Raw genomic sequence first — 13792 nt, 5'->3', positions numbered from 1 at the left:
AAGAGCAGCGGGTGTGATTTTAGTCTGACTCTTTTCTGTTAGAAAAAAATAGAGTAGAGTTGGTTGCTGAGTGTATGTATAGCTATATTATAAAATAGCGATCCTTTCATAATTCTTTTAAGTATCAGGTAATCCCGAGTTCCCTTTTGCGGATTACCTGAAAACTTAAAATTGAAAACATAACTATTTATTGTACTTCGATATAATCTTTCGAGTATACCGGTTCTCCTTTTTCTGTAAATCCTTCCAGAATAATTTCGAAAGTTCCTTTTATATCTGAACTGTAAAAAGAAACCGTTTTAGCTTCCTGATCGATTTGTAAATTAGGTAACCAGGTCAGTTGGTAACGATAATCCGGGATACGTTCCAGATTTTGTGTTCCGTCATATTTCGGACTATAATAGGTTTTCTTCTTCGCAGGTCTGATGATTTCCGTCTTTTTAATAAAATCACCGGATGCTTTGGTTTGATAGTCAAAATTTTTGGTGATAATACTAACAATACCGCTATACACAATAGGACCATAGATATAGGCTTTATTAACTAGCGATATTTTATGGATGTTATACGTATTGTATTGGAACAATTCGTCAGTATTCTGAATCAGAAGTCCGTCAACCATAACCAATGGAATATCTATCGAACCATCGTTTGTGGATGTATTTCGCAAATGAATTGAAAACTTACCGCTTTTTTCACGGAAGAAAAGTTCCGGAATGATTTCGGTTACAGTTTCTCTAAAGGTAGAGAAACGCGTATAATCATCCAGGAAGTAATCTTTTTGAAGCGAATGGTAAAACGGTTGTGTACGCGGAGCCACTTCGAGACTATCTCTTTTTTTGGTGTAATATGCATTTTCAATCTGATTGGCCGTAGAGCGTTCTTCGATTGCTGTACGATAAGCCGGATTTAGATTAAAAGCTTCCGGAAAACGCAATTGTGATAAATCGATTTGCTGCGCTTCCTGTAAAACAATGCTATAATCGTTACTCTCGGAATCAACAACCTGAATAACGGCATTGTTACTGTTCGGATAACGATCTAAAGTGAAAAAGAAATTACCTTCATTATCCGTTACCGCCATCTTTAGCTCAAATGATTTACCCGGTAATGATAATGCAACGTTTTTGTGATTAACTTCCTTGTTGCTTTTAGAAACGATTTTTCCGGAAAGCAATTCGCCTCTTAATTCCGGTATGTGTAAGGTACCGCCGGCTAAAGGTGTATCATTCGCTGTATTCGAAATAAAAGTCTGAGGTGTTGATGCGGATGGGTTTGTAAGAGCATCTACTTTTCTTACCGAAAGGGAATAAACACCTTTGGAACCATTGGCAACAGGATTAATGTTTAGGTTGATTTTTTCCCGGTTTCCGTAGCTTTTCTTATCACTGTTGATCGTGATATAATTACTGGCAACTTTATCGGATGTGTTTTTTACGACAAGGCTTTCTTTAGAAACGGGATTTTTTGTGACTTGGAACGGGTTAATAATAACGAGATCCTGTTGGAAAAAGGAAGTCGCATTATTATTAAGCATCCAATTCGTATAGGCAATCAGTTTATAGTTGCCCGTTTTTAGTGTTGTAGGGATAAAAACATCACCTTGAGCAACGCCATTTTCCAAATATACTTTTTGTTTTAGTACGCTTTTTCTATCCGTATCGATTACTTCGATATAAGCAATTTTACTGATACTGCTTGCTGCGTTATTACCCGAATTTAGGCAATAAAGAGTATAGTAGCAGGATTCACCTGTTAATAGCGTATTCGTGTTGGGATGTACGTATACACGCTCTTTAGCGGTAATCGATAGCGTACTTTTTTTAGAACTACCTTGTGCAATAGTACTTTGACTAAAGAAACTAAAGGTTCCTAATAGGATCAGGGGTATAATATTTTTTCTCATTCCCAGAATGGTGGTATTACGTTAGACGAAAAAGAAGTGCAGTCGGCACAGGCTTCAGGAACCATGGTGTAAATCGGTGCTTCATCAAATAGATACATCGCCATGGTGTTGGTATTTAAATAACTTAAAATAGAAGTTCCTTTGCAAGCCGGATCACTGGAAAAGCAGTAATTGAGCACTTGTTCATTACAGCTCACTTTATAAGCCGGTAATGGTTCACCGGGGAAAAGATCAGTATAATTAAAGAAAATACGCTTTGTTGAAACGGTTGAAACATCAAAATAACCAATCACTTTTTCAGTCGGATTGTTGACCGATTTTATATTTCCGTTAAGGAATCCGGGCTGATTAGGCGACAGGATATTTCCGGAACCGGACATTCTTTTTAAAGCTTTATAATAATTATAGGCATGAGCATTTTGTACATATTGACGAACCAAAATGCTATAGCGATGACTGATACTGTAATTTTGTCTGCTCAAAAAACGAACAGGGAAATCGACACGATCTTCCGGACCTTCGTTTGTATTGACCAAAAGAATTTCTGTTGATTTATCAGTACTGTAACATACTCTGGCTTCAGTTGTTCGCGGTTGCATTGTTATTATCGGTTGCATTGGATTCGGACCGGAAAGTTTAGCTTCAACCGATACCCATTTCGGGGCAATAACTTTATAGGTTTCTTCATATTCAAAACGATAATATTGCGAGTTTCCGCTTGGATCATAGCTCTTAGCGCGGATTTCAACACCTCTTACATTGTTAACCGTTTCTACATTGGCTACAACGTCTTGTATGGGACTGGCGGTTGGTAAAATCTCCTGAGTTGAGGTATATTTTTTACCGTCACTGGTTATAATCGTTAGTTGGTACTGTTTTCCCGGAACGGCTTTAAATTCGTTAACGGATGTGTATACATTATTCTGTTCTATAAAATCGTATTGGTTTCCGTCACTATCAATGATGCTAACATCGGCGTTTTCTTCCGTAACGGGGCCGAAATCTTCAAAGCGATAAGTGCGGGAAAGCTTTACGGTTTGTTTCTGAAGTACATCCGTTATGGTTGCCTCCACTACCAAAGCATCTTCAAAGGTGTCGGTTTGCATTTTATACGGATCGGTACAGTTGGTCAGGCTGACACCGATCAGTAATAATAACGTTAGTCGGGTTAAAAATTTTATTTTCATAACGTTGGGTATCGTTAAAACTTAAAGTTATAAGTAATAGTAGGAACCGGGATTGAGAAAATAGACGTTTTATAACCTTTAATTTCTCCGTTTTCTGTTACGAAGTAGACAGAGTACGGGTTGTTACGACCCAATACGTTGTAAACAGAGATATTCCAGAAGCTATGTGCCAGTTTTTTGATTTTGTGGTTTCCTTCTATATTTAGTCCGATGTCCAGACGGTAATAATCCGGGATCCGGAACGCATTTCGATCACTATATAAAGTGTATTCCGCATTTCCAAACTGATAGGTACCTACCGGATAAGTAACCGGTCTGCCGGTTTGGTAAATAAAGTTCATGGACAAGCTGTAACGCTTTGTAAACTTATAATTTAAAACAGCACTGAAATCATGTGGTTTGTCAAAATTAGCGGCAAAATAATCACCGTTGTTTACTTTCTCCTGATCAAACGGACTGTCTAATTTTATCAACGTTCTGGAATAGGTATATCCGATCCATCCGTTTAGCTTTCCGGTGGTTTTCTTTAGTAATAATTCTACTCCGTAAGCTTTTCCTTCACCTTGTAATAATTCGGTTTCCATGTTGTTGTTTAACATGATTTCGGCACCTACTTTGTAATCAAGGATATTGTTCATGCGTTTGTAATATCCTTCAAGACTTACTTCATACATTTCATCTTTAAATGTTTTATAAGCACCTAAAGAGAATTGCTGTGCATCCTGTGGTCTTACATTAATATCCGATAACTTCCATACGTCTGTTGGCGATTGTGTTGTATTGCTCGACAAAAGGTGCATATACTGATAGGTTTTGTCGTAACCGGCTTTGATCGAAAAATCTTCGGTAAACGCATATTTAACGGCAATTCTCGGTTCAAATCCACTGTAGGTTTTTACAACTTCATTGTTTCCGAACGTACGAATTTCGGTAACGGTATCATCGCTTTTCGGTAGATCATCCGCATAAATGCGTTGGTTAGAAGCACCTAAAGCAGCAAATAAAGAATAACGGAATCCGATATTAAAGGATAGTTTGTCACTGATTTTGTAATTGTCAGCCACATAAATAGCCGATTCAAGTCCTTTTTGTTTGTCCAGTTCTACCGGAGAAAGCAAAGGATTTGGACCGGTTGGTGTCAGATAACCCGGATTTACACCATAAAGCTTACTGGAAAGTCCATAGCTAAAATTGTGTTTTTTGTCGTAATCATAGTTGAACTTCAACTGTAATTGGGTTTCGTCGATTTTATAACCGTATTCAAATGTTTTTCGGTTATTTACCTTGTCAAAATCGATATTGAATTTGTATTCTGAATTAGTCAGAACCAAAGCCCCTTTGTGTTTTTCACTGAATTTGTGATTCCACTTCAAAGTAGCCAGTCTGTTGCTGTATTTGTACAAGGAATCCGATGTGATACTAAAAGCATCACGGCTATAATAGAAAGTAGCTTCTATATTATTGTTGTCATTAATCTTATGGTTGTATTTTGCAATAACATCATAAAAATTCGCCTGACTGTTTTTTAAAGACGGCTCCTTCAATGATTTTAAAATCCAATCGGAATAAGTAGCACGAGCACCCACTAGTAAACTTGATTTCTCTTTTACAATTGGAGTAGTGATCATTAAATTACTGGTTACCGGTCCGAGACCACCTTCTCCGGATAATTTAGTTACGTTTCCGCTTTTAGTGGAAATATCAAAAACAGATGATAATCGACCACCGAATTCAGCCGGGATACTACCTTTGTAGATATCTGCTTTATCGATAGTATAAGGGTTAATCGCGGAAAACAATCCGAAAAAGTGAGCCGGGTTGTATAAAGTAGCATCGTCCAGTAAGAATAAATTCTGATCTTCTTTACCGCCACGAACGTTTACACCGGCAGAACCTTCACCGGCCGATTTAATTCCCGGGATAGTTGTTGCAATTTTAAGGATATCTCTTTCTCCTAAAACTGTCGGAACACTTTTTAGATCCTTCATGCTAATAGAAGTTACTCCGGCAATAGCGCCTTTAACACCATCCCTTTTTTTACCGCGAACGTTTACTTCTTCCAGTAAAGTTACGTTTTCAGTAACATTAAGGTTCAGTTTTCCGTTGTTGTACATCATTATTTTGCGGGTAATTTTTTTATGAGTAAACGACTCTACTTCCACGATGTTTAAACCGGAAGGAAGCTGAATACTGTAATACCCTTTTTCATCGGTCATTGCCGTTGCTTTATTGTCCGGGGTTTTAATAATAATGTTAGAAATCGGTTCACCGTTTTTGGTGTTCTTAATATATCCTGAAAGCTCAAAAGTGCTTTTTCCGACTTTCTGTGATTCTTTTCCGATTAAGGAAACCGAACTACTTCTGTTGTCGCCGGAAGTTGTATTGTCGTCGTATTGCTGATAGAAAACGGGATCGCCTTCAAATACGATTTCATCTGATTTACGGGTTGTGGTTTCACCGAAATAATTGTCGGCAAGTTTGGAATAGATGATACTGTTGTTGGTCAGGATCACACTATTTTGATTAACATAAAAATTTAAATCAGTATTATTAAAAACATCAGTCAGGATTTCGTCAAGCGTGGCCTGGTTGTAGTTTTTGTTAATACGAATGGTCTTATAGCCTTCCAGCCAGGTATTGTCAAAATAGAATTTATAACCGGAAGCGGCTTCTATTTTGCTTAGAGCTGTCGGGACATCAGCGTTATTCAGTTCCAGTGATAATTTCTGTTTTTCTTGTGAAAATGCAGACTGGCTGAATGCTAAAATGAACAGAGCAAGTAAAATTTTCTTCATTACGGATGGTTAGTTTCAAGTAGGGAATTTATTTTGTGGATTAGGTCTTCATAAAAAAGATATTTATTTTCTTTTTCGGTTGATTTGTTCATGCTGTACAAATCGTTAATTTTCTTTTTGTGGTCGGGGAATAATGCGACAACATCACTTTTAGAAGCGATTTTGTGATAGTTGCCGTTTTGAAAAATGTAATATTCATTGTTGTCATTAAATTCGTAATAAGTACGGGTTCCGTTTGTAATTTCTCTTTTGTCTTTATGATGTTTGACGTAAAAGATAAAGTTTTTTCCAACCAGGTTCTCTTCGTAATACCCTTTGATAAAGGTGATCATTGGTGATACGGTTTTGCTTAGGTTAACAAACTTTTTGTTGTTGATGATGAAGTTGTCCACATTCTGTTGTGCAAGCTCAATCCCTATATTTCCGGATTCTGCCGAAGGTTGATAGACTAGAATGTCTTGAAATAAATCATACTTAACATCGAAGTCGTAATAGGTTTGGTTCTCGTATACGACAGTTCCCTTCAGGTATTTATCGGATGAAGTATAATAGCGATATTTTCCATTGATAATCGGGTAGGGGTTTGAGTGAAAATAACCGTTGTTTATCGCCAGACTTTGTTTGCCAACGATACTGTCATGCATTTTAGTAATATACCGTTCTTCTGATTGGGCTGAAGTTTTTAAATAGCTAAAAAATAGGGTATATAATATTATAATGCATAATTGTTTGGGTGGGTTTTTGAGGATCATTGATAAAATAGTGGATTTATTTGATAATATTTCAGTTTTAAAGAATGTCAAAAATAGAAATAATATCGTACGGAAAATTTTTTTTGAAAAAATTAACATTTTTTTCTCGCAATGGTGAAAAAAGTAAAAGCCCCGATTCTGTTAAGAATCAGGGCTTTTTATGAATTAATTTTATAAAAAATTAACCTTGTTGCTTGTCGTCTTTTTTCTCCTCTTTTTTCTCTTCTCTCGGAGGTCTTGGTAGTAAAGCTTTTTTAGAAACTTTAGCTTTTTTGGTTTTAGGATCGATACCCATGTATTTTACATCAAAAACATCTCCGATTTTAATTACATCGGCAACATTTTCAACGCGTTTCCAGTCTAGTTCCGAAACGTGAAGTAAAGTTTCTTTTCCAGGTACAAATTCTACAACCGCACCAAATTCAAGTACCTTAACTACTTTTACAGTATAGGTTTCGCCTTCTACAGGTGAGAAGATAGTGTTTTGGATTGAGCTTATTGCTTTGTCCATACCGGCTGCATTCGTTCCGAGAATCTCGATAATACCAAGATTACCTTCTTCATTGATAACGATTGTAGTTTCGGTTTCCGCTTGTAAAGCCTGAATGTTTTTACCACCTGGTCCGATAACTGCACCGATGAAATCTTTAGGGATTTCAATTTTGATGATTTTCGGAGCTTTCGGTTTAACGGTAGCATTAGGTTGAGCAATTGTTTCCGTGATTTTACCTAAAATGTGTAAACGTCCGTCACGAGCTTGTTCTAATGCTTTCTCCATGATGTCGTAAGCCAAACCTTCGATTTTAATATCCATCTGACAAGCAGTGATACCATCAGCAGTTCCGGTTACTTTAAAGTCCATATCACCTAAGTGATCTTCGTCTCCTAAAATATCGGATAATACTGCCCAACGACCGGTTTTGTCATCAGAAATTAATCCCATTGCAATACCGGAAACCGGTTTGCTGATTTGAATTCCGGCATCCATTAAAGCTAATGTTCCGGCGCAAACCGTAGCCATAGAAGAGGAACCGTTTGATTCCAATACTTCTGATACTACACGGATTGTGTAAGGACAGTCAGCAGGAATCATGTTTTTTAAAGCACGTTGTGCCAGATTTCCGTGTCCTACTTCACGACGGGAAGTACCACGTAATGGTTTTGCTTCACCGGTTGAGAACGGAGGGAAATTATAATGAAGATAGAATCTTTCTTCTCCTTGTTCAGAAGGAAGGTCAATGATATTAGCTTCTCTTGAAGTTCCAAGAGTTACAGTTGCTAATGCCTGAGTTTCTCCTCTGGTAAATACAGCTGATCCGTGTGTTGATGGAAGGTAATCAACCTCACTCCAGATACCACGGATTTCAGTTGTTTTTCTTCCGTCTAAACGTAATCCTAAATCTAAAATTACATTACGAACTGCTTCTTTTTGTGTTTTAGAAAAGTATTTGGATACCAAATCACCGTTTTCAGCTAATTCTTCTTCGGTAAAAAGGGCTTTTACTTCTTCTTTAACCAAGGCAAATTTCTCACCTCTTTCTTGTTTAGAAGTACCTTCTTGTGCTATAGCATAGCATTTATCGTAAGCAGCTTCTTTTACTTTGGCATAAATAGCCTCGTCATTTTTTTCCTCTTCATAGGTACGTACTTCGGTCAGACCTAAAGCAGCACGTAATCGTATCTGTGCATTAATTTGCGCTTTAATAGCTTCGTGAGCAAACTTAATTGCTTCTACCATTTCTTTTTCAGAGATTTCTTTCATCTCACCTTCAACCATAGCAATAGAATCAAGAGATGCACCGATCATCATATCGATATCGGAATTTTCTAAATCCTGTTTACTTGGGTTGATAACCAGTTTTCCGTTAACACGTCCTACGCGAACTTCAGAGATGTACGTCGTAAAAGGAATATCGGAAACGGCTAATGCAGCTGATGCAGCTAAACCGGCTAAAGCATCCGGCATCACATTTTCATCATGCGACATTAATTGGATCATTACTTGTGTTTCCGCATGATAATCGTCCGGAAATAAAGGACGTAATACACGGTCTACAAGACGCATAGTTAAAACTTCACTGTCACTTGGACGCGCTTCACGCTTAAAAAAACCACCCGGGAAACGTCCGGCAGCGGCAAATTTTTCACGATAATCTACTGTTAACGGTAGGAAATCCACTCCTGGACTGGCTGTACGGGCAGATACAGCTGTTGCTAATAACATGCTATCGCCCATACGAACCACGACAGAACCGTCTGCTTGTTTGGCTAGTTTTCCTGTTTCGATGGTGATTGTTCTTCCATCACCTAAATCGATAATTTCTTGGGTAACCTTAGGAACCATAAAATTAATTTTAATTCTTAATTAGACAAATGGGTTTTAGTTGTGTTGTTGTTGTCGTTGTTGTGTAGTTGTCTAATACCCAATGAAAAACCAAACTTTTTTCTGTCAAAATATACAAAACAAAAAGAGGCGCGCGGGCGCCTCTTTCCAGTGATTATTTTCTGATGTTTAATTCTTTGATAATCTCACGATATCTGTTGATATCTTTTTTCTTTAAGTAGTCAAGAAGACTTCTTCTTTTACCTACCAATTTCACAAGCGAACGCTCAGTGTTGTAATCGTGACGATTTACTTTTAAGTGTCCTGTCAAGTGGTTAATTCTGAATGTGAATAACGCGATTTGCCCTTCAGCTGAACCAGTATTGGTTGCGTTTCCACCATGTTTTGCGAAAATGTCCGCTTTAACTTCTTTAGTTAAATACATGCTAATATTGTTTAAATGATTATTATGTAGTGAATTAGGTATAAATCCTATTTCGTGTGCAAAGGTAACTTTATTTTTTTAACTGACAAATAAATTCAGGGAACAATGTTAAAAAAGTTGGGCAACTTCCTGATTAACAAATTCCAGAAAACGTTCGTCTTCGCTTGTAAACGGATCCAGAACATGGGAATCAATGTCGATCTGTCCGATATTGATACCGTTTACAAAAAGCGGAACCACAATTTCTGATTTTACAGTAAGACTACACGCAATATAATTATCTTGCGCTTTTACATCCGGTACTACAAAATTCTGATTGGATACGGCAACCTGTCCGCAGATTCCTTTTCCAAACGGAATAACGGTATGGTCGGTAGCAGCGCCTACGTAAGGGCCTAAAAGTAATTCCTCTTTGTCGCCGTTCCGAAAATAAAAGCCAACCCAGTCATAATAATCAACATGGTCACTCAAAAGTTGACAAATATTTTTTAATTTATCGTCTCTGCTAATGCCGGTTTCAGTTACAATAGCTTTAACTTTCGGTTCTAATTCTTGAAATTTCATAACATTCTTTTTGCAAAAGTATTTATTTGAGGTGTTCTAATTTTTATATTTTTGTTAAAAATAAAGCGGTTTGAAAAATCTTTACGTTCAATATAAGCCTTTTTTTATCTTTCTGATAAAATTCCTGCTGCTCTATATCGTATTAACGGTTGTGTATAAATTTTACCTCAATCAGTATGATGCCGAAAAACTGGAAGTCGACGGATTGACAACTTCAGTGGCTTTACAGGTTGAACAATCGTTATTAATCTTTGATCAGCCGGTAACTACAAAACCGAGTACCCGCGATGCATCTGTTGTTATTCTGTTGCGTGATAAACCGATCGCCCGGGTTATTGAAGGATGTAACGCTATAAGTATTATGATTCTATTTGCGGCCTTTATTTTTGCTTTTTCTTCCAAATGGAAAAAAACCTTACTCTATATCGTAATAGGCATCGGTATAATTCATATTCTTAATGTGTTGAGAATAACTTTGCTTACCATAGCACTGGATCGTTATCCGAAACAGCAACACCTGTTGCATGGTGTGGTTTTTCCGCTGTTCATTTATGGTGTGGTTTTTTTATTATGGATTCTTTGGGTTCAGAAATTCTCAGGATATGCTGCAAAAAATGTGGAAAAATAAACGGACCATTTTGGGTGTTGGCATAGCAATATTGCTATTAGCTTTGATAAGAACATTTGAAACGGAATTGTTTTATGATCCGTTTCTGGATTTTTTTAAAGGGACTTTTCAAAATGCTGTTTTGCCGTCTTATGATACCGGAAACTTATTGGGGAGCTTATCGCTTCGTTACGGATTGAATACAATATTATCGCTGATTATTATTTACCTGTTCTTTAAAGACAGGGGATTGGTTTGGTTTTCCGGTATATTATTCCTCTTCTTTTATGTGGGTTTGCTGACTGCCTTTATCGTGCTGCTAAAAAGTTCGGATAAACCGGATTATATGACATTATTCTACATTCGTAGGTTTCTTATCCAGCCGTTACTACTCATTTTGTTCCTTCCGGCATTTTATTATCAGAAAAAGAAATCGTAATATTTTTTGTACCTTTAAAGGAATGTAAAATGATTTAAAGGATGAAAGTTGTCAAACAGTCGGGTGATATCGTAAAATTTGATAGTGAAAAACTAAAACGTTCGCTACAGATGTCCGGAGCAAGTCCGGAAAAAACGGAAGAAATTCTTACTATAATCGTCAATGAACTGTATGACGGTATGCCGACCCGGAAAATAAACCGACTGGCTTTTCAATTACTTAAAAAATCATCTAAAATACATGCCGCCCGATATAATCTTAAAGCGGCTGTTCAGGCATTGGGACCTGCGGGTTTCTTTTTTGAAAAATATGTAGCCTTGCTTTTCGAAAGCGAAGGGTATACGACTAAAACCAATCTTGTTTTAAACGGAAAATGTGTATCGCATGAAGTAGATGTTCTGATAAAGAAAGATCAGAAAATAGGAATGGTCGAATGTAAGTTTCATAGCCGGAATGATGTGAAGTCGGATGTAAAAGTACCGATGTATATTCTATCCCGATTTAATGACCTTAAAAGTAAATCACATTCTATTTTTAGTCAAAGTGATACGATAACCCGATGTTGGGTAATTACAAATAATCGATTTACAACGGAAGCCTTACAATTCGGAAGGTGTTCTGACTTAAAGATGATAAGTTGGGATTATCCGGAAAAAGAAAGCTTAAAATTTAAAATCGAAGAAAGCGGATTGTTTCCGGTTACCTGTCTGACAACGTTGACGCAAAATGAAAAAGAAAAGTTATTGATCAGTGGTGTTTTACTGGCTTCCGAAATATTGGATAATAGTGAACTGTTAACCAATATCGATGTGCATCCGAATCGGGTTAAAAACATTATCCGGGAAGCTTCTGCTCTTTGTGAGTATATTGATAATTCCTGTAAAATTTTTAATGATTAGCTATGAAAGTTCAGTTTTTAGGCGCAGCCGGTACAGTTACCGGATCCAAGACTCTTATTGAAAGCGATAACGGAATCCGTATATTAATCGATTGCGGATTGTTTCAGGGCGGAAAGCTATTGCGGAGTTTTAACTGGAATCCGTTGTCTGTTCTCCCGTCGTCTATCGATTATGTGCTTTTAACACACGGGCATCTTGATCATTGCGGTTGGCTGCCAAGATTGGTCAACGAAGGATTCGAAGGGAAAATATTTTGTACCGGTCCGACGAAATCCGTTAGTAATCTGATTCTTCAGGATAGTGCAAAAATACAGGAAGAAGAAGCCGAGAAAGCAAATAAAGAACATTATTCGAAACACGATCCGGCCGAACCGCTCTACACAGTAGAACAAGCTGATAAAGTAGTGCCGCATTTTAAAGTAATCGCGATTGATACGCCGTTTGAATTGGAAGACGGTATTACGGCAACCTATTTCTATGCCGGGCATATTATCGGTGCCTGTTCGATTACATTGGAACTGGATGGTAAAAAACTGGTGTTCTCAGGCGATATCGGACGGGATAATGATGTTTTGTTATATCCGCCGGTTCATCCGAAACAAGCGGATTATGTTTTTCTGGAAAGTACCTACGGAAATAAATTACATCCGGATAACGATCCGAAAGCCGAATTGGAGGCTTGTATTAACGAAGCCTACGAACGGAACGGGAATGTTGTTATTCCAAGTTTTGCGGTTGAAAGAGCGCAGTCAATTATGTATCTGTTATGGCAACTCAAAAAAGAGGGTAGGATACCGGATATGCCTTATATTATTGATACTCCGATGGGAATTAAAGTGCTGGACATTTTTACCGATAGCGGGAAATGGCATAAGCTCACATGGGAGGAATGTTCTGAAATGTGTGAAATGTTTTCGATGATAGCCAATTATGAGGAAACCATTGAAGCAATTTACGATGATCGTTCGAAAGTTATTATTGCAGCCAGCGGAATGATAACCGGCGGTCGGGTTTTAAGCTATCTGGAACGGTATATTGTACGACCGGAAACTACGGTTGTTATTGTGGGATATCAGGCGGAAGGTACCCGGGGACGAAAATTACTCGAAGGAGAAAAAGAAATTAAAATTTACGGACGTTTTTTTCCGGTTGAAGCAAAGGTGGTTGAGATTGAAGGTTTATCGGCGCATGGCGATCAGGACGATTTGGTTAACTGGTTGTCGGATCTGGAAAATAAACCCCGAAATATATTTTTGGTGCATGGTGAGGCAGATAGTTTTACCGAATTAAAAAAAGCAATCGAAACACGATATGGTTATGATTGTGTGATTCCGGAACTGGACCAGATTATCGAATTATAAAGTCATTAACATACTACATTGAAAAAAATGTTATTTTTGTGGCAATGAAAATTAAGAAGCACATTAGTTTGTTATTAGCTATGCTGATATTGGTATCCAATGTCGGATTGGCATTTAATGTGCATTATTGTGGAGGCGAAATCGCTTCCGTTTCTTTAGCCTATAAATCGGAAATGCCTTGTATGGAGCAGTCCGATGCAGAAAGTTCCTGTTGTGCGGCAACTGAAAAAAAAGACAGTTGTTGTTCCGACAGTAAAGTCGATTTAAAGAAAAACACTACTGATAACATAATTGTAAAAAGCTTCCAACTGGATTTGGGTGCTTTTACGATTACGGATAACTGGAAGCCGGTAATTTCCGCTGAAACGGAAGAAGCTGTTGTAAAAAGCGATACACCGTCTTTTTATTGCGACAGTAACGCACCGCCGCTTTTTAAACTCTATTGTCAATATCTCTTTTACGCCTGATTTTTAATGCTTTGAAATATTGCGCCTGATGCGCATACCTTACTTAT

Annotated in this window: 12 protein-coding genes; 5 read left to right on the top strand and 7 right to left on the bottom strand. The window is 37.5% G+C overall.

All coding sequences use genetic code 11. The features are described from left to right. Positions 1-187: 187 nt before the first annotated feature. From NOX80_RS00710 to NOX80_RS00680, 7 genes are all read right to left on the bottom strand, one after another. Positions 188-1906: a hypothetical protein gene (locus tag NOX80_RS00710; RefSeq protein WP_256551434.1), complete on the bottom strand. Its 1719-nt coding sequence runs from the start codon at positions 1904-1906 to the stop codon at positions 188-190. Further along, positions 1903-3093 (bottom strand): DUF4249 domain-containing protein, encoded by a 1191-nt coding sequence (locus NOX80_RS00705; protein ID WP_256551433.1) that lies wholly within the window; start codon positions 3091-3093, stop codon positions 1903-1905. The genes NOX80_RS00710 and NOX80_RS00705 overlap by 4 nt, the downstream gene beginning before the upstream one ends. A gap of 14 nt (positions 3094-3107) precedes the next feature. Beyond that, complete coding sequence (locus tag NOX80_RS00700) at positions 3108-5888, bottom strand: TonB-dependent receptor (RefSeq protein WP_256551432.1); 2781 nt, start codon at positions 5886-5888, stop codon at positions 3108-3110. Further along, positions 5888-6532, bottom strand: a complete 645-nt coding sequence (locus NOX80_RS00695; RefSeq protein WP_256551431.1) for a hypothetical protein — start codon at positions 6530-6532, stop codon at positions 5888-5890. The genes NOX80_RS00700 and NOX80_RS00695 overlap by 1 nt, the downstream gene beginning before the upstream one ends. A gap of 289 nt (positions 6533-6821) precedes the next feature. Further along, positions 6822-8984, bottom strand: coding sequence for a polyribonucleotide nucleotidyltransferase (locus NOX80_RS00690; protein WP_256551430.1), 2163 nt, complete (start codon positions 8982-8984; stop codon positions 6822-6824). Positions 8985-9138: 154 nt separating this feature from the next. Next, complete coding sequence (rpsO, locus tag NOX80_RS00685; protein WP_256551429.1) at positions 9139-9408, bottom strand: 30S ribosomal protein S15; 270 nt, start codon at positions 9406-9408, stop codon at positions 9139-9141. A 108-nt stretch (positions 9409-9516) separates the two neighbouring features. Beyond that, positions 9517-9972, bottom strand: a complete 456-nt coding sequence (locus NOX80_RS00680) for a GAF domain-containing protein (protein ID WP_256551428.1) — start codon at positions 9970-9972, stop codon at positions 9517-9519. Between the two features lie 70 nt (positions 9973-10042). Here NOX80_RS00680 and xrtF point away from each other — a divergent pair, with 70 nt between their 5' ends. From xrtF to NOX80_RS00655, 5 genes are read left to right on the top strand one after another with little or no spacing between them, the layout of a single operon-like run. Then, positions 10043-10600 carry an exosortase family protein XrtF gene (xrtF, locus tag NOX80_RS00675; protein WP_256551427.1) on the top strand — a complete coding sequence of 186 codons (558 nt, stop codon included), beginning with the start codon at positions 10043-10045 and terminating at the stop codon, positions 10598-10600. After that, positions 10575-11018, top strand: a complete 444-nt coding sequence (locus NOX80_RS00670; RefSeq protein WP_443134976.1) for an exosortase F system-associated membrane protein — start codon at positions 10575-10577, stop codon at positions 11016-11018. Before xrtF ends, NOX80_RS00670 begins: the two co-directional genes overlap by 26 nt. Positions 11019-11059: 41 nt before the next feature. Then, positions 11060-11917, top strand: a complete 858-nt coding sequence (locus NOX80_RS00665; RefSeq protein WP_256551425.1) for a restriction endonuclease — start codon at positions 11060-11062, stop codon at positions 11915-11917. A gap of 2 nt (positions 11918-11919) precedes the next feature. Next, complete coding sequence (locus tag NOX80_RS00660) at positions 11920-13278, top strand: MBL fold metallo-hydrolase RNA specificity domain-containing protein (RefSeq protein WP_256551424.1); 1359 nt, start codon at positions 11920-11922, stop codon at positions 13276-13278. A 44-nt stretch (positions 13279-13322) separates the two neighbouring features. Continuing rightward, a complete protein-coding gene (locus tag NOX80_RS00655) occupies positions 13323-13745 on the top strand; it encodes an HYC_CC_PP family protein (RefSeq protein WP_256551423.1) in 423 nt (140 codons plus the stop codon). Positions 13746-13792: the final 47 nt, after the last annotated feature.

This window comes from Flavobacterium cerinum (assembly GCF_024496085.1).
Classification (GTDB): Bacteria; Bacteroidota; Bacteroidia; order Flavobacteriales; family Flavobacteriaceae; genus Flavobacterium; species Flavobacterium cerinum_A.
The sequence above is the reverse complement of the archived record's forward strand: the minus strand, read 5'-3'. Positions and strand labels throughout refer to the sequence as shown.

Excerpts from the sequence above, each read along its gene's own strand:
- NOX80_RS00710 (WP_256551434.1), bottom strand. The coding sequence starts at position 1,906 with ATGAGAAAAAATATTATACCCCTGATCCTATTAGGAACCTTTAGTTTC.
- NOX80_RS00705 (WP_256551433.1), bottom strand. The coding sequence starts at position 3,093 with ATGAAAATAAAATTTTTAACCCGACTAACGTTATTATTACTGATCGGT.
- NOX80_RS00700 (WP_256551432.1), bottom strand. The coding sequence starts at position 5,888 with ATGAAGAAAATTTTACTTGCTCTGTTCATTTTAGCATTCAGCCAGTCT.
- NOX80_RS00695 (WP_256551431.1), bottom strand. The coding sequence starts at position 6,532 with ATGCATGACAGTATCGTTGGCAAACAAAGTCTGGCGATAAACAACGGT.
- NOX80_RS00690 (WP_256551430.1), bottom strand. The coding sequence starts at position 8,984 with ATGGTTCCTAAGGTTACCCAAGAAATTATCGATTTAGGTGATGGAAGA.
- rpsO (WP_256551429.1), bottom strand. The coding sequence starts at position 9,408 with ATGTATTTAACTAAAGAAGTTAAAGCGGACATTTTCGCAAAACATGGT.
- NOX80_RS00680 (WP_256551428.1), bottom strand. The coding sequence starts at position 9,972 with ATGAAATTTCAAGAATTAGAACCGAAAGTTAAAGCTATTGTAACTGAA.
- NOX80_RS00670 (WP_443134976.1), top strand. The coding sequence starts at position 10,575 with ATGCTGCAAAAAATGTGGAAAAATAAACGGACCATTTTGGGTGTTGGC.
- NOX80_RS00665 (WP_256551425.1), top strand. The coding sequence starts at position 11,060 with ATGAAAGTTGTCAAACAGTCGGGTGATATCGTAAAATTTGATAGTGAA.
- NOX80_RS00660 (WP_256551424.1), top strand. The coding sequence starts at position 11,920 with ATGAAAGTTCAGTTTTTAGGCGCAGCCGGTACAGTTACCGGATCCAAG.
- NOX80_RS00655 (WP_256551423.1), top strand. The coding sequence starts at position 13,323 with ATGAAAATTAAGAAGCACATTAGTTTGTTATTAGCTATGCTGATATTG.